Genomic DNA, 23988 nt, shown 5'->3' with positions numbered 1-23988 from the left:
CTAAAGCTACGAGAACAGTTGAGTGGCTACCCAGCCAAACAGCTGGTCAACCAGGTAAATAAATGAGGCGAAGGCCAGCACTATTAGCAAAACGCCAATGGATTCGCTAACCAATTGTCGACGGCTTGGCCAGGCAATTTTGGCCAGTTCGGCCCGCGTCTCTTGGAGGAAGCCCGAGATCCCCTTGGACTCGGTGGAACTGTCCTTGGAGTGACCCCGCCTAGCGGGATCCAGGTGCTGCTCCCTATCGGTTTTGCTGGAGGGGGTACTCTTAACCACGGCAGTATCTCCTAGGGGATCCCGAAAACCTGGCGCTATTGCTTAGCGCCCACAAGAATAGCCTTGCGATCCTAACACAGGTTAGGTTGAGGAGGGGAGCTAAGTTAGCGAGCAAGAGGGGTTTTGGATCTCCCTGCTCCCGGCGAAAACAGCAAGGGGCGACGGCGGGATTGGTTAAACTGCTCCACTGCGGCATCGATGGCCGCCCGGCTGTCCCAGCGGGAGGTGGCCCTCTGGCGGGAGAGGAGTTCAGCAGCCCGGAAGAGATCGCTCATATCAAGGCTGGAGCCGTTGAACAGCGGGGTTCTGCCGTCGCGATAAATGGCCTCGTTGCCACTTCCAGTTTGGGCTAGAGCAAGCCCAGAACTGGTCAGGATCCCCACCAGCAGCAGCCCCAGAATCCTAGCCCCATGGTCAGCAAGGCTGAGAAGGGAGTTGAGACAGTTCACTCGCATCTTGTTTCTCCACCTCAGTGCGCTGCTCGGCCAGGCCTTCAGCCAACAACTGTTGTTCTTCGGGGGTGAGGGGACGTTTGGCCAGCAAATCCGGCCGCCGTTGCCAGGTGCGTACTAACTGCTGCTGCAGACGCCATCGGGCAATGGCCTCGTGGTTACCTGAAAGGAGCACCTGGGGCACCTTGTACCCCAGAAACTCGGCTGGGCGGGTGTACTGAGGATAGTCGAGCAGACCCTCCTCAAAGCTCTCCTTCTTCAAAGAGTCTACCTTACCAACCGTGCCAGGCAAGAGACGGATCACGCCGTAGATCAAGGCCAGTGCCGGGATCTCCCCCCCTGTTAACACAAAATCCCCCAGCGACACCTCGCGAGTGGCTAGATACTGGCAGATCCGCTCGTCAAAACCTTCGTACTGGCCGCAGAGCAGGATGAGCTGGGCCTTTTGGGCCAGCTCCCGCAGCAGGGCTTGGTTTAGGGGTTGTCCCTGGGGCGTGAGCAAGATGATCTCGCGGGGATCCAGGCAAGGCAGGGAGGCGACAGCAGCAAAAAAGGGCTCTGGCTTGAGCACCATGCCTACCCCGCCCCCATAGGGCTCATCGTCGACCCGGCGGTGCTTATCGGCGGCAAAGTCGCGCGGGTTGGTGAGATGAACCTCGGCAATCCCTTGCCGTAGGGCTTTGCCCACTAAGCCAATGCGCAAGGGCGATTCAAAAAACTCTGGGAAAAGGGTAACAACGTCAAACCGCACGGGCGTTGGGATCAAGCAGAAAGGCCAGCATCCGAGCAGGGTTCCGTGCGCAACCGCTCTAGCTCCAGGCGCAAGGACTCAATCTGGTGGATCAGCTCCATCAGTTCGCCCATTTCTTCTTTGGAGATGGTGGCGGTTGGGGAGCCGCTCTGGGGGGCCGGTGTTTGGCTCTCTACGGCTGGGCCAGGAGCCTTGGTGGCTTCATGGCGGAGGCTTTTAAGGTAGCGAACAGCCTCTTGCTCAATCTGCTCTCCTTTTTGCTCCAGCTCTGCAGCCAGCGCCGCCCAGTCGCCAGAAAGACGGCCGAAACTTTCGGCGCGCTTCTGGGGATCCTCCAGGAGCTCCACCAGGGCAGTGGCTGTGCCGTAAAAGAAGTGGCGTGCCCGCGTAAACCAGTCTGAGGAGCGAGAACTCATGGCGCCAGCATGCTATATAGAGCCAGGGGATCTCCAGTCTATCCCAGCCCTTTGGAGCTGCGCTGACAACTGCTTGCTTCCAAGCTGCCACTTACTTTTGGGCAAGACTAGAAAAGGAATCAATCCACGGCGCGAATCTCGCCGCTGTTGAGGCGCTCCACAATCATTTCCAGCAGTTCGTGTTCTTCCGGTGAGACCTGGGAATCGGCGGTAACTGCCTGGAGGATTTCTTGTTGCTCGGCGCGGGTGAGGATCTTGTCCTGCAAAGCCCGGTCGATGAGTTCTTTTAGCTTGGATGACTCCACAGTGCTTCTCCTTGCCCTAGAGGTAGGGGCCAAGGGCGGTAGACTAGACGGTGCTTCTCCTCTCAGTATAGAAGTGAAGTCCCAAACCCAGATGCAGCCCGTAGGGGTAATCGGCGGGGGGCAGTTGGCGCAGATGTTGGCTTTGGCGGCCCGCTCCTTGGGGATTCCGCTGATTGTGCAGGCGGCTGCCCCCACCGATCCGGCAGTGGCGGTGGCCGATGGGGTAGTTTGGGGCGCTGTAACCGACACCCAGGCTACAGCCCAGCTATTGCAGCGCTGCCCAGTGGTAACTTTTGAAAACGAGTTCATCCTGCTGCCGGAGCTAAAAAGGCTGGATCCGGAAGAATCCCGCTTTTGCCCTCGCCTTAGCACCCTGGAGCCGTTGCTAGACAAGTTGCGCCAGCGGCAGTTTCTGGCAGAGCTGGGGTTGCCGGTGCCCTCTTTTTGGCCGGCAGAGACGGCAGATCTATCTAGCCTGAGCTTTCCCTTGGTGCTCAAGCGGCGGCGGCAGGGCTACGACGGAAAGGGCACCCGCATCTTGCCCGATCGCGCGGCTTGGCAACAGACCCTTGCCGAGTACAGGGGGATCCCGCTGCTTGTGGAAGAGTGGATCCCCTTTGAGCGGGAGCTGGCGGTGATGGTGGCGCGGGGGCTGACGGGGGAGATCCGGGTCTACCCCGTAGTGGAGACTGTTCAGGTTAACCAAATCTGTCGCCACGTCCTCGTGCCCGCCCGCATCCCCCCAACGGTCGAGGCCGAGATCCGGGACTTGGCAGTTAAGGTGATGGAAAAGCTAGAAGCGGTTGGGGTGTTCGGCATCGAGTTGTTCTGGGTGCCGCCGCCTCATCCCAAGGCTGGGATCTGGATCAACGAGATCTCGCCGCGGGTTCACAACTCCGGCCACTACACCCTGGAAGCCTGCTACACCTCGCAGTTTGAGCAACATCTGCGGGCCATCCTTGGCCTTCCCTTGGGGGATCCCTCCCTCAAGGGTGGGGGGGCGGTGATGGTCAACCTCTTGGGCTACGAGCACTCCACCAGCGACTATGCCGAGAAGCGGCAGCGCCTGGCGGAGATCCCCAATGCCACCGTGCATTGGTACCACAAGACCCCCGCCCGCCCGGGGCGCAAGCTGGGCCATGTTACCGTCTGTCTGCCAACTGCCCCTTCGCCGCAGCAGGCAGCGGCCCTTGTCCACACCCTCGAATCCCTCTGGTATCCGCAGTCATGAGCCAAGCGCCCACCCTTTCTCCAGCCCTCCAAGCCCTGAGGTGGCCATGCAGCGGTAGCCCAGTATCTTGAGCCCCAGGAGCGCTCCGCGGTGTTGAGAGGGATCGACTGCAAGCTCCAGCTCTTTGGGCAGTTGTGGCTGGCTGAGTTCTGCAAAGGGCGAGACTAAGCTCCATGGGCTACCGGCTGCAGGTGCTTGACATTGCCGCCCTGCCCCAGTTGCTAGAGCTGGATCGCCGCTGTTATGGCGGGCACTGGGGAGAACAGGGCTACCGGGCCGAGCTGGAACGACCCACCAGCCTGGTGATTGGGGCTGTGGCAGAACCTGAAGGCGCTTGCGGATCCCTGCTTTCCTCGCCAGGGACGCTGGTGGGCTTTGGCATCCTCTGGCGCATCGAAGAAGAGGCCCACATCATCTCGTTGGCGGTGGATCCTGCCCATCGGCGGCGTGGTTTGGGTCGAAGGATCCTGGAGGAGCTGTTGAGCCAAGCCAGGGCAGCAGGCTGTCGCTGGGCCACGTTGGAGGTGAGGGCTTCTAACCAGGCCGCCATCCGCCTCTATGAATCGGCAGGGTTTCAATTGCTGGGACGCCGCAGGGGCTATTACAACGGAGAGGATGGGCTGGTGTATTGGAAAAAACCAATTTAAGTGAGGAGAAGCAAAGGGTTCTAAAGCAAAAGTTTTCCTCTATACGCCTGAACCTTGAACTTTTGCCCTGGAGCTTTGGCTAACCATCGGCATCCTGGGAATGGATGTAAAGCTTTGTTGCAAGACTCAGCGTTTCTGCTTGACGCTTGAGGCTTTCTCCCAGGCCAGCTTGCCCAAAGAAGGGCTTCAGGCTAACCTACTCTTTTGAACATCTCATGCTGTGAGGGTAATCATGGAAACCCCTGCAAACGACCTTCGCAATGAAGCCGTCTCTTTTGTTGTCAATCTTCGGGCTAGAGTCATTGATTTCATGCCCAATCTACTGGCGGCGATTGTCATTCTAGTTCTGGGTTGGATCGTGGCCACGGTGGTGGCTTTCGGCGTTCGGGGGCTGCTCAAACGGACGCAGCTTGATAGCCGCTTGGCCACCTGGATTATGGGCCAGAGGCCCGGCGAGAGGCCGCCGCAAACTGAGCGCTGGGTGGCTGCTGCTGTTTACTGGATTATCCTCGCTTTTGTGTTGGTAGCGGTGCTGAATGCTCTCCAGCTTCAGGCTGTCTCCGATCCGCTCAACAAGTTTTTGGGAGAGATTTTCGCCTATCTGCCGCGGCTGGGCGGGGCGCTGGTGCTGCTAGGGGTGGGCTGGGCGGTGGCCACCGTTGCCCGGCTGGCAGTTATCCAAGGGCTGCGGCGCTTTAACTTGGATGAGCGGCTGGCTCAACCCCTCCAACCGGAGGCGGCTGCGGAAGGAACTGCTGCCAAGCCGGAGGGAGGCGCTGAGGTCGCTCCCTTTCTCTTGAATGAAGCTCTGGGCGACGCCTTCTACTGGCTGATCTTCTTGTTCTTCTTATCGCTCATCCTGGACACGCTGAACCTGCGGGGGCCGCTGCAGCCAGTGCAAAACCTGCTGGATCAAATCCTGTCAACGGCACCCCGTATTCTGGGAGCGCTCATCATCGGTGTGGTGGGCTGGTTTCTAGCTCGCATCGTGCGTGAGATCGTTTCCAATTTTTTGGTGGCAGCGGACCGCTTGGGGGCACGCTTTGGCATTCCCCAGCTAGCCCAAACGGTGGGCACAGTGGCCTACGTCTTGGTGTTGATCCCGGCAGTGATTGCCGCCCTCAAGGCCCTGGAAATCCGGGCCATCTCCGATCCAGCGGTGGCGATGCTGGAGCAGGTGTTGCGGGCCATTCCCCGAATTGCAGGATCTGCTCTCATCCTGGCCGTGTTCTACTGGCTGGGGCAGTTTTTGGCTGGCTTGGTGACCCAGTTGCTGCAGGCAATCGGTTTCGACCGCTTGGCTGCCGGCCTTGGTTTGCCCTCGGCCCCTGCTCCTGAAGCTCCCGCCGCCGAAGGGGATCCCTCAACCTTGGTGAAGCGGCGCACCCCCTCTGAGATTGCTGGCTTGGTGGTCTGGGTGGGCGTGGTCTTGTTCGGGGCAGTGCCAGCCGTGGAGCTGCTGCAGTTTGCTGCTTTGACCGACATCGTGGAGGGGCTGTTGGTCATTTCCGGGCGGGTGCTCATCGGCGCTTTGGTGTTTGGGATCGGTCTTTACCTATCCAATTTGGCCCATTCTATGATTAAGAGCCTCGGCAACCCCTCCTCAGGAGTGCTGGCGCAGGCGGCGCGGGTAGCCATTTTGGTTTTCGTTGGCGCCATGGCCTTGCAGCAGATGGGCGTAGCCACCGATATTGTGGTGCTGGCCTTTGGCCTGGTGCTGGGCGCCATTGCCGTGGCTGTGGCTTTGGCTTTTGGCTTGGGAGGTCGCGACGTGGCTGCCGAGCAGATCCGGCAATGGCTCAAGCGGGAGTGAGAGCCTCGCTGGGTGAGCCTCTAATAAAATTGCCCCGCCTGGCATATGGGCGGGGTTATTCCTTCGACTCTGGGCCAACCTAAACTGGCTCTGGAACTTTGGCCTCTTCTGCCGCTGTTTCTTGCACTACAATCTTGCCCCGGAACACCACGTAGTTGTAGATGTTGTAGGACAAGATCACCGGAATCAAAAAGCCAATAAAGGTGAGCATAAACACCAGCGAACTGGGAGAAGCTGCCGCCTCGTAGATGGTGACGCTGGGAGGAATGATGTTGGGGAAAATCATGAACCCCAAGCCGATAAAAGAAAGGGCAAAAATGAGAAAGGTGTAAACCAAAAGGCTATTTTCCTCTCGGCGGCGCAAGCTGCGCAGCAACAGAGCCACCAACAAAAGCCCCAAAAGGGGGATTGCAGCAAAGACATAGAAAAGAGGCGGCGAGAAAAGCTGGGAGCGCGCCTGCTCCGACATAATGGGGGTGCTGATGGTAATAAACACTGCCCCCAGCAAAGTTGTCCACGTGGCGATGGTGGCCGTCCTGTAATAGGTTTTCTGGATTTCCCCCGTGGTTTTCACAATCAAGTAAGCAGAGCCGATCAAAACATACCCCTGGATCAGGGTAAGAGCCACCAGCACCGTGCGCCAGGTCAGCCAGTCCCAGGGGCTGCCGGCAAAGTGGCCGGCTTCGTCCACCCGGATCCCTTCGAAGACGCTGCCTAAGGCAAACCCCTGGCCCAAGGTTGCCAAAAAGCTGCCCACTCCGAAGGCGAGGTTCCAGACCAGCTTGTTGTTGGCGTTCTCCCGAAACTCGAAAGAGACAGCCCGCAAGATCAGGCCCACCACCATGATCACTAGCGGAATGTAGAGGGCATTGAGAATGGTGGCGTAGGCGAGGGGAAAGGCTCCAAATAGGGATCCCCCCATGAGTACCAGCCACGTCTCGTTGGCATCCCAAACATTGCCCAAGCTGGTCATGAGAATGCTGCGGCGCGTCTCGCTGGAAGCCGTCAAGGAAAGGATGCCAACCCCCAAGTCAAATCCATCGAGCAGAACATAGAGAAAGAGGAATAGACCGAGGATAAAAAACCAGACTTGAGGCAGAAACTGCTGTAAAGGCTCGAAAGATTCCATGGTCCTTCCCTCCGCTTTAGGTATTTCTAGCCAGGCTAGTTCGAGACAGTTCCCAACTGCGATGTCGCCTGGGCAGCGGCGCTACCGAGCTTCTGCCGGACGGCGAGCCGGCTCGTGGCGAGCAGGCTCGATCACGATCACCGGCCGGGTTGCTGGAACGGGGGCAGGCAGCTCCAGGTTAGGCCCTTTGCGGATGATGCGGCTGCCGAAGTAAAGAGCGGCCACGAAAAACACGGTGTACAAAGCAGTTAGGCCGACTAGAGAAAACAGCACCTCTCCCGGTGGCAGCGGGGAAGCCGCTTCTGCGGTGCGCAGTTGCCCGTACACAATCCAGGGCTGCCGGCCAACACAGCGGACAATCCAGCCAGCCTCGACGGCAATGTAGCCCAAGGGGCCGGCAAAAACCCAAGCCCACATCAGCCACTTTTGCTGAGGAAGGGCCTCTGCCGACAGTTTGCCCCTCAACCACTGGATCAAGGTAGCCCCCACGAGCCCGGCCATAAAGAAGCCAATGGCCACCATCGTCCTAAAGGAGTAGTAGATGAGGCCAATCATGTGAGGGCGATTTTGGGGATCCCAAGCTTTCAGGCCCTGCACCGGTCGATCCAGCCTGGGCTTGAACTCGAGCAGGTAGCCCAGCGCGCCGGGGATCCTCACCTCCCACTCGTTGCGCTCCTCACGCTCATTGGGCAAGGCAAACAGGCTCCAGTCTGCCCTCTCGCCGGCGGGGAGCGTCTCCCACTGGGCCTCCATGGCCGCCGGCTTGGCCGGTTGATAGCGATACACTTGCTCCGCGCTCAAGTGGCCAATAAACACCTGCAGAGGGGCCACCACTAGCGCCATCACTAGGGCCAGTTTGAAGGAGCGGGAGAAAAACTCGCTGTGCCGCCGCTTGAGAATGTACCAGGCGCTGATGCCACCGATGACAAACAAAGAGGTTTCCAAAGTGGCAAAAAACATGTGCAGAAAGCTATTGACCATGAAGGGATTGAAAATGGCCTGCAGGTAGTCACGTACCACAAACTTCCCATCGACAAATACCCCCCCTGCCAGCGTCTGTAGCCAGGAGTTGGCCGTCAGGATCCAAAAGGTGGAGAGGTTGGCACCGAAGGCCACTAAGATTGTCGAGATCCAGTGAATTACTGGCGGCACCCGCTCCCAGCCAAACAGCATGATCCCCAGGAAGCTGGCCTCCAGCATAAAGGCCATCGTGCCCTCAAATCCTAGGATGGTTCCAAAGAAGTCGCCCACCGCCTCAGAAAAAGGGGCCCAGTTCATGCCAAACTGAAAGGCCATCGGCAAGCCTGAGGCCACGCCAAGGCCAAAGTTTAACACATAGATCTTTGACCAGAAGCGAGCGTGGCGATAGTAATCTAGATTGCGAGTTTTCAGCCAAAGTCCTTCAATTACAACAAGATAGATGGACATTCCTGTTGTTAAAACCGGCCATAGCATATGAAACATGGCCGTGAGGGCAAACTGTAGTCGAGAAAGGGTGACGGTGTCTAGAAACATAATTTTCCCTAAGCTTGGAGGGTTGTAATGAGTACAGCTTTACAACTTTAGGAGATCTATTTTCCGCTGCTCCTAGGGTTACATCTTGGGCAAGACAACGCGCAGGCTGTTCAAGTCTAAGGGTTAACTTTAGAATCCTGGGAGTGCCAGCTTTTTCCTGTAACATGGGATACAAAAAATCTCGGCCCTGGAGCATCGGCCTGGCAGCCTCAAGGCTGGTAGCCAACTAACTTTCCCACTCCGGAAAGGGCTTGTTGAGGTTTCCAGCGGCTACAAATGCCAGAATTGGGATCCCGGCTTGAGTTTGCAGTCTGGGGTGGAAAGATGTCGTTTATCCCACTGGTGCACTTTCTTGCCCAATCGGGCTTGGTGCAAGAGTTGGCCGTCCGGCTGAGATCCCAGCGACGGGCTGCTTTGCAGGGAGGGGGGCGGATTGCCAAGGGGTTGATCGCCTCGGCTTTGGCCCAGCAGGAAGGGAGATCCCTATTGGTGGTTACCGCCACGCTGGAAGAGGCGGGCCGCTGGACAGCCCAACTGGAGGGCATGGGCTGGGAGAGCGTGCAGCTTTATCCCACCTCCGAGGCTTCCCCCTATGAGCCGTTTGACCTGGAGCCGGAGTTGGTGTGGGGACAATTCCAGGTGCTGGCCGACTGTCTCCAGGGCAGAAAGGGCATGGCCATTGTGGCCACGGAGCGGGCCATACAACCCCACCTTCCCCCACCAGAGGTGTTTCAGTCTTTCTGCCTCAAGCTGGAGCCCGGCGCGGAGCTGTCGCCGCAGCAGTTGGGGCAGCAGTTGAGTCGTCTAGGTTATCAGCGGGTAAGCCTGGTGGAAAGCGAGGGACAGTGGAGCCAGAGGGGCGATATTCTCGACGTTTTTCCGGTGGCCTGCGAATGGCCGGTGCGCCTGGAGTGGTTTGGCAATGAACTGGAGCGGCTGCGGGAGTTTGACCCGGTGAGCCAGCGCTCTCAAGACGGGATCCCCCATGTCTGGCTAACTCCCACCGGCTACGGGCCCATCCTCTGGCCGGCTCTACAGGAAAAAGCCGATCAGCTTTCCCAGGGTCTTCGGCAGCAGTTGGAGCAGTCGTCCCCTCCCCCAGAGGGCTTGCGCCGCTTTCTGGGCCTACTTTACGATCCACCGGCCAGCCTGCTGAGCTATTTGGATCCCAATACCTTGATCCTGATCGACGAGCCAGAGCAGTGCCAGGCCCACAGCCGGCAGTGGCTAGACCACGCCCAGGAGCAGTGGCAGTTGGCCCAAGCTGCTGAGCCGGCTCTAGTGCCCTTCCACCGTCTCTTTGATCTTGCGGCTCCCGACTGGGATCCCTTCCCCCGCCTGTTGGCCCGGGCTTTTGCCCCTGCCGGCGAGGCTGAAGCTGCCCTTGACCTCAAAAGCCGGCCTGTCCCTGCCGCTCCCCACCAGTTTGGATCCCTGGCCAAAACCCTGCGCGAGTACCGCAAGCAGCAGTTGCGGGTGTGGATCCTCTCCGCCCAGCCCTCCCGCACGGTGGCCTTGCTGCAAGAACACGACTGCCCGGCCCAGTACGTGCCCAACCCCAAAGATTTTCCAGCCATTGAACGCCAGCTCCAGTCCTACACGCCAGTGGCCCTGAAGTACTCCGGCTTGGCTGAGCTGGAGGGGTTCCTGCTGCCCACGCTGGGGTGGGTGGTGCTCACCGACCGGGAGTTTTTCGGCCAGCACAGCCTCGCCACTCCCACCTATGTGCGCAAGCGCCGCCAGGCCAGCTCTCGCCAGGTGGATCCCAACCTGCTCAAGCCGGGGGATTTTGTCGTTCACAGGGCCCATGGCATTGGCCAGTTCCTGCGCTTGGAAAGCCTCACCATCGGCGGCGAAACCCGGGAGTACCTCGTTATTCAATACAGCGACGGCCTGCTGCGGGTGGCTGCCGACCAAGTCAACTCCCTCTCGCGCTACCGGGCTAGCAGCGATGGGCCACCTGCCCTGCACAAAATGTCCGGCAGCACCTGGGAAAAGACCAAACAAAAAGTCAAAAAGAGTCTGAAAAAAGTGGCCTTTGATCTCCTGCAGCTCTACGCCAAACGGGCCGAGCAGGAGGGCTACGCCTTCCCCCCGGATTCCCCTTGGCAGCAGGAGTTTGAGGAGTCTTTTCCCTACCCCCTGACGCCGGACCAAATTCGCGCTGTCCAGGAGATCAAGCGGGATATGGAGTCCCCTCGCCCCATGGATAGACTGCTGTGTGGCGATGTGGGCTTTGGCAAAACGGAGGTGGCCATCCGCGCCATCTTTAAGGCCGTAACCGCCGGCAAGCAGGTAGCTCTTCTAGCGCCAACCACCATTCTCACCCAGCAGCACTACCACACTCTCAAAGAGCGCTTTGCCCCCTACCCCATTCAGGTGGGGTTGCTCAACCGCTTCCGCACTCCCGAGGAGAAAAAAGAGATCCTGGCCCGGCTTAAAAGCGGCGAGCTGGACGTAATTGTAGGCACCCACCAACTTTTGGGCAAAGACGTGCAATTTCGCGATTTGGGCCTCTTGGTGATTGACGAGGAGCATCGCTTTGGCGTCAACCAAAAAGAGAAGATCAAGCTCCTCAAAACCCAGGTGGATGTGCTCACCCTTACGGCTACCCCTATCCCCCGCACGCTGTATATGGCCTTGTCAGGGTTGAGGGAAATGAGCTTGATCCAAACTCCGCCTCCGTCGCGGCGCCCGATTAAAACTCACCTTTCTCCCTACAACCCTGAGGTCATTCGCACAGCCATCCGCCAGGAGTTGGATCGCGGCGGGCAAGTCTTTTACGTCGTCAACCGCATTGAAAGGATCGAAGAAACCACTGCCAAATTGCGGGAATGGGTGCCCGGCACTCGCATTGCCATTGCTCATGGGCAGATGCCGGAAGGGGAGCTGGAAGCGACCATGCTGGCTTTTAACAATGGCGAAATCGATATCCTGGTCTGCACCACCATTATTGAATCCGGCTTGGACATTCCTCGTGTCAACACCATTTTGATCGAAAATGCCCAGGAGTTTGGGTTGGCCCAGCTTTACCAATTGCGAGGGCGGGTGGGCCGGGCCGGGATCCAAGCCTATGCTTGGCTGTTCTACCGAGAGGATGGGATCCTCACCGAGGAGGCCCGCAAACGCCTGCAGGCCATTCAAGAATTTACCCAACTGGGATCTGGCTACCAGTTGGCTCTGCGGGATATGGAAATTCGCGGCATTGGCAATTTGCTGGGAACGGAGCAATCGGGACAAGTCAATGCGGTGGGCCTTGATCTCTATCTAGAAATGCTGCAGGAGGTCATCCAAGAAATTCGCGGCCAGAAGATCCCGCAGGTGGAGGACACCCAGATCGACCTCAACGTTACGGCTATGATTCCCCAGAGCTATATCCCTGACGAGGAGCAAAAAATGCAGGCTTATCGCCAAGTGGCGGCTGCCGGATCGCGCCTGGAGCTTTCCCAAATAGCGCAGGAATGGCAAGACCGCTTTGGCCCCCTGCCCAAGCCTGCCCAGGAACTGCTGCGGGTGATGGAGCTGAAGATTTTGGCCCGCACCCTGGGCTTTTCCCGCATCAGGCCCGCCAAAGAGCATGTTATTTTGGAAACCCCCATGGAGGAGCCGGCCTGGAACCGTCTTAAGGAAGCCCTGCCAGCTCATGTGCAGTCTCGCTTGGTTTACCAGCCGGGCAAGGTTACGGTGCGGGGGCTGGGAATGCTGGCGCCGGCACAGCAACTGGAAAACCTTTTGCAGTGGCTAGACAAGATGAGCCTGGCCTTGACCCAGACGGAAGCCGGGCTCCCAACGCCTCCCTAGAGCCTGTCTCATGAAGGTTCTCGAAGTGCACCACCTCCAGAAGACCTACCGGCAGGGAGGCAAGCAAGTGCAGGCGGTGGTGGATGTCTCCCTAACGCTAGCAGCAGGGGAGATCCTGGCTTTTCTGGGGCCCAACGGGGCAGGCAAGACCACCACCATCAAGATCATCGCTGGTCTGATCCGGCCTGATGCCGGCAGCGTGCGCATCCTAGGGCGGGATCCCCACACTGAGCCTGGAGCGCTGGCCCAGGTGGGGGCGGTGCTGGAAGGCAACCGCAACCTCTACTGGCGGCTGACCCCCTTGCAGAACTTGGAGTACTTTGGCGTGCTGCGGGGGCTGTCTCCTAAAGCTGCTCGGCAACGGGGGCTAGAGCTGTTGGAGACCTTGGGCCTAGGGGAGAAAGGGGAGGTTGCTGTGCAAACCCTTTCCCGCGGCATGCAGCAGAAGGTGGCCATCGCCGTTGCCCTCCTGCACCAGCCAGCTCTGCTGTTGTTGGATGAGCCCACCTTGGGGTTGGACGTGGAGGCGGCGCAAGCGGTGAGATCCCTCATCCGCCAAATTGCTGCTTCGGGTCGGGCCATTCTCCTCACCACCCACCAACTGGACGTAGCTGAGGCGCTCTCGAACCAAGTGGCTGTAATCGAGCGAGGAACGATTCTCGTCCAGGCCCCCACGCAGGAGTTGATCCGGCAGTTTGCCAGCGCAGCCGGTACTTATCGGATTGAGTTGGAACAGGAGCTGGATCCCAGCCGGGCGGAACGCCTAGCCCAGCAAGGGGTGGAGATTCTCAGCTCTCATCAGTTGCGGTTTAGGGGCTCCTCGGAGGCTTTGTATCAAGTGCTAGAGATCCTCAAGCCCTTGCCCCTGCTCAGCGTCAAGCGAGAGGAAGCCGATCTCACCCACATTTTTCTCAAGCTGCTGAAAAGGGAAAAGAAGCAGGGATGAGGCCACTGCTGTACCTGTTTTGGGCGGAGCTAAAGCGCACCTGGACCCAGTACATCCGCTATCCGGCAGAAGCCCTGGGCGGGATCCTCATCACCACCTTTTTCTTCTATGCCCTTTTTGCCGGCGCTCAGCATGTGGCAGGGCCAGCCTCCCAGTTTGGCGAACGGCTGGATGCGGTGGTGATTGGCTATGTGCTCTGGACGCTGGTCATTTTTGTGGTGAACGACATTGCTCTCAACCTGCAGGTGGAAGCCCAGACGGGGACGCTAGAGCAGGTGTTGCTCTCGCCGTTTTCCGCAGCCACGCTGTTTCTGGCGCGGGCTTGTGCCAGCTTGGTGTTGCGCCTTGCCATTGTCGTCGTCGTTTTGGGGATCATTTTGTTGCTCACGGGCAGCCGGCTGCGCTTTCCCCCCAGCTTGGTGCTGCCGCTTTTGAGCGTGGTGCTGGGGGCCTATGGCTTCTCGTTTTTACTGGGATCCGCCGCCTTAATCTGGAAGCGCATTCAACAACTGCTGATCCTGAGCCAGTTTGGCCTCCTCTTTCTCCTGGCTACCCCCACGGAAGAGTGGTCGGGAGCTCGGAAGTGGCTAGGGCAGATGCTGCCCATGACGGCAGGGGCCGGCCTGCTGCGAGACGTAATGGTACGGGATGCAGGTCTGGATCCCCTGCGGCTGCTCGTAGCTCTAGCCAGCGGCATTTTCTACTTTGGCCTGGGGTTGCTAGCCTTTCGCCGGGCGATGCGGCTGGCCAAACAGCGCGGCCTCCTGGGATCCCAGTAGGGCGTGGTCAAAGGGAGCGGGGTTCGCCAGGGGAGCGCAACAGGTGAGGGAAGTGATATTCCACTGCGCCGGTGGTTAGGTTGTTCTCAGGGGAGGCAATGCCCCGCCGGCTTAGCTCTCGCAGCGCCTTTTCAATCTCGTCAAAGTCAGCAGGCAGTTCGATGGCAATCTCCGAGAGGGTGAGGATCCCCTGGCGACGCTGGGCTAGCCGTAGGATTTCCCGCATCAAAGCCTGACCCTTGAGGGGCTGCGGGGTTGCTGAGACAGTTTTTGCCGGAGACGAGGAAGGTCGGGATCCCTGCAGGACGGCTAGCTTAAGGTTGTAGTTGTCCACCATGCCCGGGATCAAAAACAGGTCAATCAACTGGCCAATTCCCAACAGGCCAAAGGTGAAAAGCCAGAGAATGCCTGTGCCCATCTTGCCCAGGTAAAGGCGATGGACACCACAGATGCCGAAGATGCCCAACGCCCAGAGAAGATAGGCGGTGCCGACAGATTTGGACTCAGCGGGGGGCAGCAGGTAGCGAGAACTCATGGAGGTTAACAGGGTAGCTTTGAGCAGGTACTCCCAGTTTAAAGGGGCAGAAGAGAGCTAGCAAAGCCGACCCTTAGGAGCCGTCGGGAGCTCCTCTCTAGGCTGCTGCCTGAGGAAGGTAGCCTCAAGGGGGATCAATTCCCTCACTCCAAAAAACTCCGTCCCCTTGACACAAGCAGCAGGTACACCCACACAAAGATAAAGAAGTGTAATGCTTGCAATGCTTGAGCCCATCTTAATTGGGTTAAGTGCTGCGCTCTGGGGTCTCCTCTGGGGCTACGCCACGCTGCTAGTTGTGCTGGTGAACTTCAAAGAGCAGGGATCCGTTTACGCCTACCCCATGCAGGCGGTGCTGGATCGCTTCGTGGAGTCCCTGGGGTTGAGTTGGCTCAAGGAGCTGCATGCTATGCAACTGCAGCCGCTGCGCCGGATTAGCTACACCCTCTTTGCCGCCGTTACTCTAGGTATCGTCTTTGTGCTCTGGGTTTTAGGGTAGGCAGAAGGCCTTCTCAACAACTCTCGGTCTGCCCCTGAGGGAGATTGAAAATAGACTGTAGCTTTTTTAGGCAGGCCTGGATCTGGGCTATCTCTTCCGGATCCAGCTTCTGAAAGCGCTCCCTTAGGTAAGCCACGTGGGCTGGGAAGACTTGCGCAAACAGTTTTTCCCCCGCTTCGGTGAGCACAATCCTGAAGCAGCGGCGGTTTTCCGGCGGCACCTCGCGGCGCACCAGGCCCTTTTGTTCCAGGCGATCCACGATCCCGGTCAGCGTTCCTTTGGTAACTAGCGTTTTCTCAGCCAGGACGTTCATCGTCAGGCCAGGGGTGTTGCCGAGGGTTACCAAGACCTCAAATTGGGGGGGAGTTAGCCCTGTCTGGCGGATGTGAGCGGCGGCGTAGTTCTCAAAAGCTTGGTAGGCCCGCGCCAGATCCTGCAGCAGCCCCAAGAAGGGCTCCTGGGCCACTGCCACCGAAGGCTGAAGGGCTTGCTCTTCGGGAAGCTGAGTAGATGTGGGCATGGTTAGCAATCGCTGCAGGCGACTGACTTGTCAACAACGGTTTTAGCTTCACCATAACTCACTGTGATATAGTCCTAACGCAAATTAATACTCCCTGGAACAGTTCCCAACTTTGGAGGTTCTGGCTGCTGAGGGGAGATGCCTCATTACAGATCTCTGAATAGGGCTGGAGCAGGAGCAGGGTTCTTTGGAGCGGAAGATCCAGGCTAAGCTATGACCATAGCCCCTGTGGAGCGCCCTAGGCGCAGACGGGATCCCTCTCTGGGAGCCCGGGAGGCCAGGGCAGGAAAAGCCCCCTCTGCCGCCGGCTCTCTCGCTCTCTGCCTACGGTACGCCAGGCAAAGGAGTTGCCATGCTGAGAATTGTTACCCAGCTAACCGAGGCCGAAGCCGAGCTCAGACGGATCTCGGAGCGCACCCAGGCAGACCAAAACCTGCATCACGAGGCAACTGTGCGGGAGATCCTGCAGACAGTACGCCGCCAAGGGGATCGGGCCTTGCTGGCCTACACGGCAGAGTTTGACCAAGTGGAGCTGAGCGTTGCCGACCTAAAGGTCTCGGGGGCGGAGCTGGAGGCGGCCTACCAGGCGGTATCGCCGCAACTGCTCTCGGCCCTGCGCCTAGCCAAACAGCGCATCGAAGCCTTCCACCGGCAGCAGGTGCCCAGCAGTTGGGTAAGCTTTCCTGGCCCCGAGATTGTTTTGGGCAAGCAGTACCGCCCGGTGGATCGCGCTGGCCTCTACATTCCGGGGGGTCGCGCCGCCTATCCCAGTACGGTGTTGATGAACGCCATTCCTGCCAAGGTGGCAGGGGTGCCGGAAATTGTCATGGTGACCCCGCCGGGATCGGACGGCCTAGGGGGCAAGGGAATTAACCCAGCCATTCTGGTCGCTGCCCAAGAAGTGGGCATCCACACCATCTATCGCGTCGGCGGGGCCCAGGCCATTGCAGCGCTGGCCTACGGAACTGAGACCATCCCCAAGGTGGACGTGATCGCCGGCCCCGGCAACATCTACGTAACCCTGGCCAAAAAGCTGGTGTATGGCACGGTAGGCATCGACTCCCTGGCCGGGCCCTCGGAGGTGTTGATCATTGCCGATGAGAGCGCCAACCCCCTCTACGTTGCCGCTGATCTCCTGGCCCAGGCCGAGCATGATCCCCTAGCGGCGGCTATCCTGCTCACTCCCGACCTCCGGCTGGCCCAACAGGTGCAGCAGGCGGTGGTCAGGCAGCTCGAGGAGCATCCCCATCGCCTCCTGGTGGAAAAGGCAGTGGCCAACTACGGGCTGATTGGGGTGGTGCCCGATCTGGCCACGGCGGTCAACTTGTCCAACCAGTTTGCGCCGGAGCACCTGGAGCTTCAGGTGGCGGATCCCTGGGCCCTGTTGGACGCAATTCGCCATGCGGGGGCCATCTTCTTGGGACATTTCACCCCAGAGGCGGTGGGGGATTACCTAGCTGGGCCCAGCCACACCTTGCCCACGGCAGGGGCAGCCCGCTACGCCTCGGCGCTGGGGGTAGAAACCTTCCTGAAGCACTCCAGCCTAATCCAGTACGGCTCAGCGGCTTTGCAAGAGGTGGCCGGTGCCATTCAAGCCCTGGCGCAAGCTGAGGGGTTACCCGCCCACAGCCGGTCAGTCCAGGTGCGGCTGTCAGCGAAGTCCTAGCCAGCAGCTAAGGCGGAGGGTTGGGCAAATGGGGGGCTGGCTCAGGGGAAGCTGGCTGGGGCAACTGGGGAGGGCTCTGGTAGCGGCTTGGATCGGGGCAGGGGGGAGCGCTGTCTGGCCGAGTGCTATAGCGACGGCTGCCCCAGAAAGCTTCTCCCCCTCGCCTTTACCCATTCCCTGGGAGTGGGTGTACGACTTGCAGGAAAAGGCACAGGAGCGGCAGTGTACGCTGGTGGGCCTGCTGCGCAGCAAGCCTCTCGTGGCTCCGGATTCCCACTGGCAGGTGTACACGCGGCTAAATTGGGTTGTCACCCCCTCCGGAGGCCAGTTGACCAGCGTGCTGTTTGCCGAAAACACCCGTAGCCGCGCTCTGCAGGTTCTCTACCAAACCTCGGTAGTCGGGGGTAATCCTGAGGATCCGCTGGATTTTGCCGTGCTCCTGCCCATGGCTTGGCAGGAGAAGACTTTGCTAGTGAAGGAGTACTCGGGCTGGCTCCAGACAGACTTAAGCTGGGATCGGGCGGTGATCTGGCCTTTGCCGGCAGACTCAACCGAGATCCCGCCAGTGCAAATCTGGGATCCGCCACCGGCCTTGGCCTATGCGGAGCTGCTAGGCTGGGATCCCGAGGCAAGAGGACGGGTGCTGTTTGCCGTCGCTGACAGCCTTGGAGAAATGCCCCGCTTGGTTAGTGTAGGTTCAGACGGCCAGGTGTTGCTGCGAGCACCTGCTGTTCCTCTTCCCCAAACCGCCTCTTCTCCGGAGGGGTGGCAGCCGGTGATGGCGGAACCCCTGTGTCATCAAAGCCGTTTTGGGGTGAAGTAGACCGTGGGAGCAACACTATGCCTAGACCCATCGTGCGGCGTGGTTGGCCGCGGGAGGCCTTTGTGGGAGATATCATCGTCTGTACCCTGGAGGGATCTCATCTGGATCAGGTAACCGAGATCCGGGTCAGCCCGGCGGGCAAGGGGATCCGAGTTAGCTTTGGGGATCCCTTGGGGCGCTCCCAAGAGCCGGTGCAAGCTAGTGCCGAGGCGCTGACGGTTACCTTTGAGATCGATCCCAGCACCTACCCCGGCGAAAAGCGCATTGAGCTGATCTCGCCAGCAGGACCTAGCGATCCCCTGCCCTTTCTGGTGATGATGTAGGGTCATGCCGCTTGCAACCGCCTCAACTGACCTGGGCGCGCTGGTACTAGGGGTGGGTCTGTTGCTCCTAGTGGGAGGCTGGGCCTGGGGGCTGCGGCGGCAGCAGCGAGCTGCTCCTCCAGAGGCTGTTTTGCCGGCAACGGCGGTTGACCTCTCTGCCCTTACGGCGGAGCAGGCAGCCCAACTGCAGCCCTTCGAGCAGGCAGTGGCAGACCGGCCACGGGATCCCATTGCCTGGTACAACCGCGCCACCGCCCTCGACCAACTGGGGCAGGCGCAAGCCGCCCTGGCCAGCTACGACCGCGCCCTAGAGCTGAAGCCGGACTTTCCCGAAGCTTGGAACAACCGAGGTTCTCTTCTGGACGATCTTGGCCGTCATCAGGAAGCGCTGGCCAGCTACGAGCGGGCTTTGCACCTAAAGCCGGATTTTTTTGAGGCCCGCTTTAACCAGGCCAACACGCTGCGGCAACTGGGCCGTTACCAAGAGGCGCTGCGCGCCTACGAGCAGGCTCTCACCCTCCGCCCCGACAGTGCGGAAGCGTGGCATCTGCGCGGGCTGACCTTGGCCTCTCTAGAGCGATGGCAGGAAGCAGTGAACAGCTACGACAAGGCCCTGGACCTCAACCCCAAGGATCCCCGGGTTTGGCAAAGTCGCGGGCTGGCTCTGGTGCATCTGGAGCGCTACGCCGAGGCTCTGGCCAGCTACGAGCAAGCCCTGCAACTGGGATTGGAGTCGGTCTCTCTCTGGGCCGGCCACGCCTTTGCCCATCACCGCCTGGGCAACTGCATGGAAGCTCTCAACAGCTACGACCGCGCTCTCGCCCAGGATCCCCAGCGCTCCCAGCTCTGGCTGCAGCGCGGCTTGGTGCTGATGGACTTGAACCTCTACAGGCTCGCCCTCCAGAGCTTTGACCGGGCCGTGGAGCTGGATCCTGACAATGCAGAGGCCTACTATGCTAAAGCCTGCTGCTGCGCCTGGGAAGGCCAACTGCCCCAGGCCCTCCAAGCCCTAGAGCAAGCTCTGCGGCTGCAGCCGGAACGCTACCGCCCCCTGCTTGCCTCTGAACCCTATTTCGATCCCATTCGCGGTGAACCGAGTTTTGCAGCCTTCCTGAGAGCGCACCCCTGTCGCGAATGAGGACTAGAGGAAAGCCCAACGCCCCTGACGCGAACAGCTCCACCGTCTGCTTCCTGAGTTCCAGAGTACCCCAGAGGACACACCGGCAATAGCAATCCGACCTTCCACCGAAGACGGAGGGTTTCCGGGAGAAGGGTGTTGACTGCCGCGGAAAAGCTGGTCAAACTGAGGGCGCTTCAGTATCCTAGCAAATCTCAAAATTGTGTTTCTGCTAACACCTGGTAGCATTCTTATGGCTACAACTTAACTCGACCTGCTTGTAGATCGCAGTTGAGCCCAACGGCAGAAAATCGGTATCGCTTTGCACCCCCTGCTTTTGAGCTGCTTGGCCGCCGATCCAGCCTTGAGGGGCTCTAGCTCAATCGGTCAAAGAAAAGCAGTTTCTATAGTAATGGCTCCGCAACAGCCTCCTCTCGAGGATTCTGACCTCCCAAGGCCGCCGACAAGCCCGGCTTCCCCCTCTTCGGCCAAATCCAGCATGGGCAGTTCTGGATCCCCGACTGGGCGCGCGCCTAGGGCATCTAGACCTGGAGATGTTAAAACCCAAACCTTCGAGCTGTTGCGGCTGTACCAGCAAACTCGGGATCCGGCCCTGCGCAATCGACTGGTGGAGCTAAACCTAGGATTGGTGCGCAAAGAGGCCCACTACTGGCGGAACCAATGCAATGAGGGATACGACGACCTAGTACAAGTCGGCTGCCTAGGCCTAATTCAGGCCATCGAGCGCTTCGACGTCAGCCGCGGCCTGGCCTTCAGCTCCTTTGCCATGCCCTACATCCGCGGAGAAATTCAGCACTACCTGCGAGACAAAAGCCCGGCAGTGCGGCTCCCTCGCCGCTGGACCACCCTGCAGCGACAGGCCAAGAAGGTAATTGCGCGCCTGAGACAAGAGTTGGGCCGTCCTCCCTCTGAGGCGGAGGTGAGGGAAGCCCTCAACCTAACAGAGCAGGAATGGCGAGAGCTGCAGCTAGCCCAACAAAACAGCCTTTTGCTCAGCCTAGATGCTCCCGTACAGGTTGAAGAAGACAGCGTTGCTCTAGGGGATACCATTCCCGATCAGCGCTACCGCAGTTTTCAACTGGCCGAAGAAGATCGCATCCGCCTGCAAAATGCCTTGGCCAAGCTGGAGGAGCGCACCCGACAGATTTTGGAATTTGTTTTCTTCTACGACCTCACCCAAAAAGAAACAGCAGAGCGGCTGGGGATCAGTGCCGTTACCGTTTCCCGACAGGTCAAAAAGGGCCTGGAGCGCTTGGCTAAGCTGCTGAGTCAGGACATTTTTTAGGGCGTTGCCGAGAAGGAAGATCCCTGGGCTTCGCGACAGTCTCCAGCGCTTTTCCAGGCAGATCTGAACCCTCTCCCAAAGTGGAGATCAAGGCGACAAAGAGCCTCACAACGACTTTCCCGTAGTCCAAGGCTTTGGTTACTTCAATATCAGTGCAGTATCCTGGTCGAAATAGCTGTAACTTGTGTCTTCGCTTTAATCTTTTTTGTCTTAATCTTTTTTGTCTCGAGCTTTGTCTGAAGCTTGATCTTTGTCTTGATCTTTGTCTTGGGAACGATTTGCTCCCCGGTTCTGCAGTTGGCTTAGCTGGGAGCGCACCTGCAAGGCAATTTGCAAAGCAGCATCCAAAAGCTGCGACTGTTCGCTGGCCTGTTCTCTTAGCTGGAGCGCAGTCAGAGCTGCCAGCTCGTCGCCGAAGAACTCCCTTTGCTGCTCAATAAAGTCTTTGTTCTGCCGCAAGATCCGTTCAGTTTTCAAGGCGCGGATTAGGTCGCTGCGAGTCCGCTTCAGAGCCTCGATGATCTGATCCCGCTGGGGCAGCTTGGCCTCAGGATTGCCCGCCTCTACCAATTCGTCGTTGATGTGAATGGCTTGAATAAGCCGATTGTAGCGATCTACTTCTTCTAGCAAGTTCAGCAAGAGCGGCATGCGGCGGCTGCGGAAAATCCAATAGGCTTGGCCCAAAGCGGCAATGGCTGCCAGGATTCCCCATTCCACCAGCCAACTTTCCCAACTGCTGCGCAGGCCAGGGATCAAAATTCGCCCCACCAAGGTCAGCAGGGATCCCCCTGACCAAAAGGTCAAGAAACGGCAGAACAAATCCAGCACCAACAGCAGGCCCAGCAGATCCCAAAAGGCGGAGAACTGGCGCAGCCAGTCTTTCCAGCGACGGATAGGCCGAGGTCGGTACAGCCAGGCTATGGGTACCCCAGAAAGGTTTTCCACCAGAAAAGGGGAAATGACCAGCTCTTGTAAATCCCGCCGCATGGCCATGGACTCTGCCAAGGGCTAAGTTTTCCACCCAATTCTACTGCCGGCATCTTAAGATCCTGCTGAGATCCCTTCTCAGGAGTAAAAGCTGGCCAAAGAGGAGACAAGCAGGGTGAGTAGCCAACTACGCCAACTGAAGGCACCTCTGGTTGAAGCGGAAAACTTTGCCCCCTACGGGCAGGCGATCTACCCCGCTCCCGACGACAAGCCTTTCGACAGCCAAGATGCCCAGTTGGTTTTGAATCAGGGCCAGCCCCGCTTTTACCTCATGCGCTTGCTCCGTCCTGGCCTCAAGTTCAGCCAAATAACCCGCCACACCCGTTGCACCCAGTGCCTGGGATCCCTGCACGGCAAGGAGTGGTTCATCGCCGTCGCGCCGCCTGCCGACGAGCTGCAGGTGGACGGGATTCAAGCTTTTCGAGTGGCTGGCGACTGCTTCATCAAACTGGAGCTGGGCACCTGGCACGCTGGCCCCTACTTCGACGGCGAGGAGTTTATCGACTTCTACAACCTGGAGCTGGCTGACACCAACATCACCAACCACGAGACAATCGACCTGCTCCAGACCCACAACCTGGAGTTTCAGATCATCCCTTGAGCAGCCGGATTCGGCAGCCAAGACAAATAGGTGGGGGGATCCGTGGCAGCACTACGACAGGAGCCTTGGCACTCCCCCCTATGGGATAAAGTGGGGTCAAACCCAGCGGCGTCTTGAAGATTTGTTACTATGGCTACACTCCAACCTACCCCAGAAACCGGCAAGCTCTTGAGCACCCTGGCTCTGTTCCTGTGCCTAGGGCTGTTGTCTGCCTGCGACGGGGGCAGCGGCAGCACGGTTAGCCCCCCTAGCCTCACTCCCACCCCCACTCCCGCTGGCCGATAGTTTTGCATGCGCTGGCAGCGGCTGCTTGGCTTAAAGCAGCGGTGGGGAGTAGGGCTGGTCATTCTGCTCTGCCTTGGTCTCTTGACGGCCTGCAACGGGGAGGGATCCCCCACGGCTCCAGAGCCTCCCCGGGCAGGGGAGCTGCCAGTTGCTAGCTTTCTTTGCCAGTTGGATCGCCAGACCCGCACCTTCGCTGGCCCCCTCTATGCTGAGCAGCCTCAGGCTGCCACCTGCAATCCCGGTCGCCTCACCCCAGCAGCAGCCCAGAAGATGATGGATCGGTTGAACTTTCTGCGGCTGTTGCACAAGTTGCCGCCAGTGAAGCTCAATCCCGAATTCTTGGAGGCCGCTCAGCAGGCGGCCCTGCTGCAGGTGGCCAATGGCGCCCTCAGCCACCAGCCCCCTCCCTCTTGGCGCTGCTTTACTCCTGCTGGAGAAGCAGGAGCCCGCTTCAGCAACCTGGCCATTGGCCCAATTCTGGAGCTGAACGGCCCTGACCCAGGGCAGGTGCTGGCCCGCCAGGTAGATATCTACTTTGCCGAGCCGGGCCGAGAGAACTTTGTAGATGTGGGTCACCGCCGCTGGAACCTCTATCCCCAGTATGCCCAAGGAGCCTACGGCATCGTCTTCGACCCGCGGGCCGGACGGGTAACTCAGGCCAATGCCAATTGGATCTTCGGCTTTGACGAGTCGGTACCGGATCCTGAGTTTATTGCTTTCCCAGAAAGAGACGGCTACCTGTACCGCCTTGAGGGGTTTTCCGGCCAGCCTTTGTCCGCCTACCGCTGGTCTTTCTCAGTGCCTAGCCGCGGCGGCTTGTCTGACCTCAGCCAGGCCCAGATCCGCATCACCGATACCCTTACCGGCGAGGCAGTGCCGGTTTGGGATATCCGGGTTGGGGATCCCGCCTTTGGCCTAGAAACCCTCACCTACTCGGTGGGATCCATTCAGCCCAATCGACCCTACCTCTTTGAAATCAGCGGCATCCGGCTCAAGGGTGGGCCGCCGCGCACCTATCGCTACACCACCACCCTCTACGACTGCGACCCTCAGGCCGCGCCAAGGCCCGCTGCCTTGACGGAAGGGCTAGGGATCCCACCTCGCTGGCTTTGGCGGGAGGATCCCTTGAACTTCCGCTGGTTCTCTCCGTAGCTGAGCCTTAACTTGTGGCCCTGGGTTGGGGTCTCAGGAATCTCGCCTTCGCTGGGAGAAACTCCGGCAAGCCCCTTTCTTGTCTACTGTTGAGAAAATCAACGGAAAGTTGA

The 23988-nt window shown here is 59.2% G+C and carries 25 protein-coding genes; 15 read left to right on the top strand and 10 right to left on the bottom strand.

The features are described from left to right. Positions 1–6: 6 nt before the first annotated feature. The 5 genes from secE to NW806_RS02020 all read right to left on the bottom strand — a co-directional run bounded on the left by secE (position 7) and on the right by NW806_RS02020 (position 2203). A complete protein-coding gene (gene secE, locus NW806_RS02040; protein ID WP_414396486.1) occupies positions 7–279 on the bottom strand; it encodes a preprotein translocase subunit SecE in 273 nt (90 codons plus the stop codon). Positions 280–383: 104 nt separating this feature from the next. Next, complete coding sequence (locus NW806_RS02035; RefSeq protein WP_414409824.1) at positions 384–728, bottom strand: hypothetical protein; 345 nt, start codon at positions 726–728, stop codon at positions 384–386. Beyond that, positions 694–1482, bottom strand: a complete 789-nt coding sequence (gene trmD, locus NW806_RS02030) for a tRNA (guanosine(37)-N1)-methyltransferase TrmD (protein ID WP_414405872.1) — start codon at positions 1480–1482, stop codon at positions 694–696. The genes NW806_RS02035 and trmD overlap by 35 nt, the downstream gene beginning before the upstream one ends. 11 nt (positions 1483–1493) lie before the next feature. Next, positions 1494–1898, bottom strand: a complete 405-nt coding sequence (locus NW806_RS02025; protein WP_414405873.1) for a hypothetical protein — start codon at positions 1896–1898, stop codon at positions 1494–1496. Positions 1899–2017: 119 nt separating this feature from the next. Continuing rightward, the gene (locus NW806_RS02020; protein ID WP_414409823.1) at positions 2018–2203 is read right to left on the bottom strand and encodes a hypothetical protein; all 186 of its coding nucleotides are present in this window, start codon (positions 2201–2203) and stop codon (positions 2018–2020) included. Positions 2204–2294: 91 nt separating this feature from the next. Here NW806_RS02020 and NW806_RS02015 point away from each other — a divergent pair, with 91 nt between their 5' ends. The 3 genes from NW806_RS02015 (at position 2295) to NW806_RS02005 (ending at position 5894) form a co-directional block, all read left to right on the top strand. Next, positions 2295–3434: a 5-(carboxyamino)imidazole ribonucleotide synthase gene (locus tag NW806_RS02015; RefSeq protein ID WP_414409822.1), complete on the top strand. Its 1140-nt coding sequence runs from the start codon at positions 2295–2297 to the stop codon at positions 3432–3434. A 149-nt stretch (positions 3435–3583) separates the two neighbouring features. Next, on the top strand, positions 3584–4081 hold the full coding sequence (rimI, locus tag NW806_RS02010) for a ribosomal protein S18-alanine N-acetyltransferase (RefSeq protein WP_414409863.1): 498 nt from the start codon (positions 3584–3586) through the stop codon (positions 4079–4081). A 232-nt stretch (positions 4082–4313) separates the two neighbouring features. Then, positions 4314–5894: a mechanosensitive ion channel gene (locus tag NW806_RS02005; RefSeq protein WP_414409821.1), complete on the top strand. Its 1581-nt coding sequence runs from the start codon at positions 4314–4316 to the stop codon at positions 5892–5894. Between the two features lie 79 nt (positions 5895–5973). Here the strand turns inward: NW806_RS02005 and cydB are convergent, their stop codons facing one another. Beyond that, entirely contained in the window at positions 5974–7023 is a 1050-nt protein-coding gene (gene cydB / locus NW806_RS02000) for a cytochrome d ubiquinol oxidase subunit II (protein WP_414409820.1), read from the bottom strand. Positions 7024–7104: 81 nt separating this feature from the next. Beyond that, a complete protein-coding gene (locus NW806_RS01995) occupies positions 7105–8538 on the bottom strand; it encodes a cytochrome ubiquinol oxidase subunit I (protein WP_414409819.1) in 1434 nt (477 codons plus the stop codon). A gap of 324 nt (positions 8539–8862) precedes the next feature. On the opposite strand from NW806_RS01995, the gene mfd reads away from it, so the two are divergent. The 3 genes from mfd to NW806_RS01980 are packed head-to-tail and all read left to right on the top strand — an operon-like array spanning position 8863 to position 14064. Then, entirely contained in the window at positions 8863–12339 is a 3477-nt protein-coding gene (gene mfd, locus NW806_RS01990) for a transcription-repair coupling factor (RefSeq protein ID WP_414409818.1), read from the top strand. 10 nt (positions 12340–12349) lie between these two features. Next, positions 12350–13285, top strand: a complete 936-nt coding sequence (locus NW806_RS01985; RefSeq protein WP_414409817.1) for an ABC transporter ATP-binding protein — start codon at positions 12350–12352, stop codon at positions 13283–13285. Continuing rightward, positions 13282–14064 carry an ABC transporter permease gene (locus NW806_RS01980; protein ID WP_414409816.1) on the top strand — a complete coding sequence of 261 codons (783 nt, stop codon included), beginning with the start codon at positions 13282–13284 and terminating at the stop codon, positions 14062–14064. The genes NW806_RS01985 and NW806_RS01980 overlap by 4 nt, the downstream gene beginning before the upstream one ends. 7 nt (positions 14065–14071) lie before the next feature. Here NW806_RS01980 and NW806_RS01975 read toward each other — a convergent pair whose 3' ends face one another. Further along, complete coding sequence (locus NW806_RS01975) at positions 14072–14599, bottom strand: TM2 domain-containing protein (protein WP_414409815.1); 528 nt, start codon at positions 14597–14599, stop codon at positions 14072–14074. A 211-nt stretch (positions 14600–14810) separates the two neighbouring features. Here NW806_RS01975 and NW806_RS01970 point away from each other — a divergent pair, with 211 nt between their 5' ends. Beyond that, positions 14811–15095: a hypothetical protein gene (locus NW806_RS01970; protein WP_414405881.1), complete on the top strand. Its 285-nt coding sequence runs from the start codon at positions 14811–14813 to the stop codon at positions 15093–15095. 13 nt (positions 15096–15108) lie between these two features. Here NW806_RS01970 and NW806_RS01965 read toward each other — a convergent pair whose 3' ends face one another. After that, entirely contained in the window at positions 15109–15615 is a 507-nt protein-coding gene (locus tag NW806_RS01965; protein ID WP_414409814.1) for a MarR family winged helix-turn-helix transcriptional regulator, read from the bottom strand. Positions 15616–15967: 352 nt separating this feature from the next. Here NW806_RS01965 and hisD point away from each other — a divergent pair, with 352 nt between their 5' ends. From hisD to NW806_RS01940, 5 genes are all read left to right on the top strand, one after another. Next, positions 15968–17281 carry a histidinol dehydrogenase gene (gene hisD, locus NW806_RS01960; RefSeq protein WP_414409813.1) on the top strand — a complete coding sequence of 438 codons (1314 nt, stop codon included), beginning with the start codon at positions 15968–15970 and terminating at the stop codon, positions 17279–17281. Between the two features lie 187 nt (positions 17282–17468). Beyond that, the gene (locus NW806_RS01955) at positions 17469–18104 is read left to right on the top strand and encodes a hypothetical protein (RefSeq protein WP_414409812.1); all 636 of its coding nucleotides are present in this window, start codon (positions 17469–17471) and stop codon (positions 18102–18104) included. A gap of 17 nt (positions 18105–18121) precedes the next feature. Then, on the top strand, positions 18122–18427 hold the full coding sequence (locus NW806_RS01950; protein ID WP_414396446.1) for a hypothetical protein: 306 nt from the start codon (positions 18122–18124) through the stop codon (positions 18425–18427). A 4-nt stretch (positions 18428–18431) separates the two neighbouring features. After that, complete coding sequence (locus NW806_RS01945; protein WP_414409811.1) at positions 18432–19565, top strand: tetratricopeptide repeat protein; 1134 nt, start codon at positions 18432–18434, stop codon at positions 19563–19565. Between the two features lie 478 nt (positions 19566–20043). Then, complete coding sequence (locus NW806_RS01940) at positions 20044–20850, top strand: RNA polymerase sigma factor SigF (RefSeq protein ID WP_414405885.1); 807 nt, start codon at positions 20044–20046, stop codon at positions 20848–20850. Positions 20851–21060: 210 nt separating this feature from the next. On the opposite strand, the gene NW806_RS01935 is transcribed toward NW806_RS01940, so the two are convergent. Continuing rightward, entirely contained in the window at positions 21061–21855 is a 795-nt protein-coding gene (locus NW806_RS01935) for a hypothetical protein (RefSeq protein WP_414409810.1), read from the bottom strand. 97 nt (positions 21856–21952) lie between these two features. Between NW806_RS01935 and NW806_RS01930 the strand changes: the two genes are divergently transcribed. From NW806_RS01930 to NW806_RS01920, 3 genes are all read left to right on the top strand, one after another. After that, positions 21953–22438, top strand: coding sequence for an ureidoglycolate lyase (locus NW806_RS01930; protein ID WP_414409809.1), 486 nt, complete (start codon positions 21953–21955; stop codon positions 22436–22438). A 129-nt stretch (positions 22439–22567) separates the two neighbouring features. Next, complete coding sequence (locus NW806_RS01925; RefSeq protein ID WP_414409808.1) at positions 22568–22723, top strand: hypothetical protein; 156 nt, start codon at positions 22568–22570, stop codon at positions 22721–22723. A 6-nt stretch (positions 22724–22729) separates the two neighbouring features. Then, positions 22730–23875 (top strand): CAP domain-containing protein, encoded by a 1146-nt coding sequence (locus tag NW806_RS01920; protein ID WP_414409807.1) that lies wholly within the window; start codon positions 22730–22732, stop codon positions 23873–23875. Positions 23876–23988 lie beyond the last annotated feature (113 nt).

Origin of the sequence: Synechococcus sp. W65.1, assembly GCF_047461615.1 — a bacterium.
In the GTDB taxonomy this organism is placed as follows: Bacteria; Cyanobacteriota; Cyanobacteriia; order Thermostichales; family Thermostichaceae; genus Thermostichus.
The sequence above is the reverse complement of the archived record's forward strand: the minus strand, read 5'-3'. Positions and strand labels throughout refer to the sequence as shown.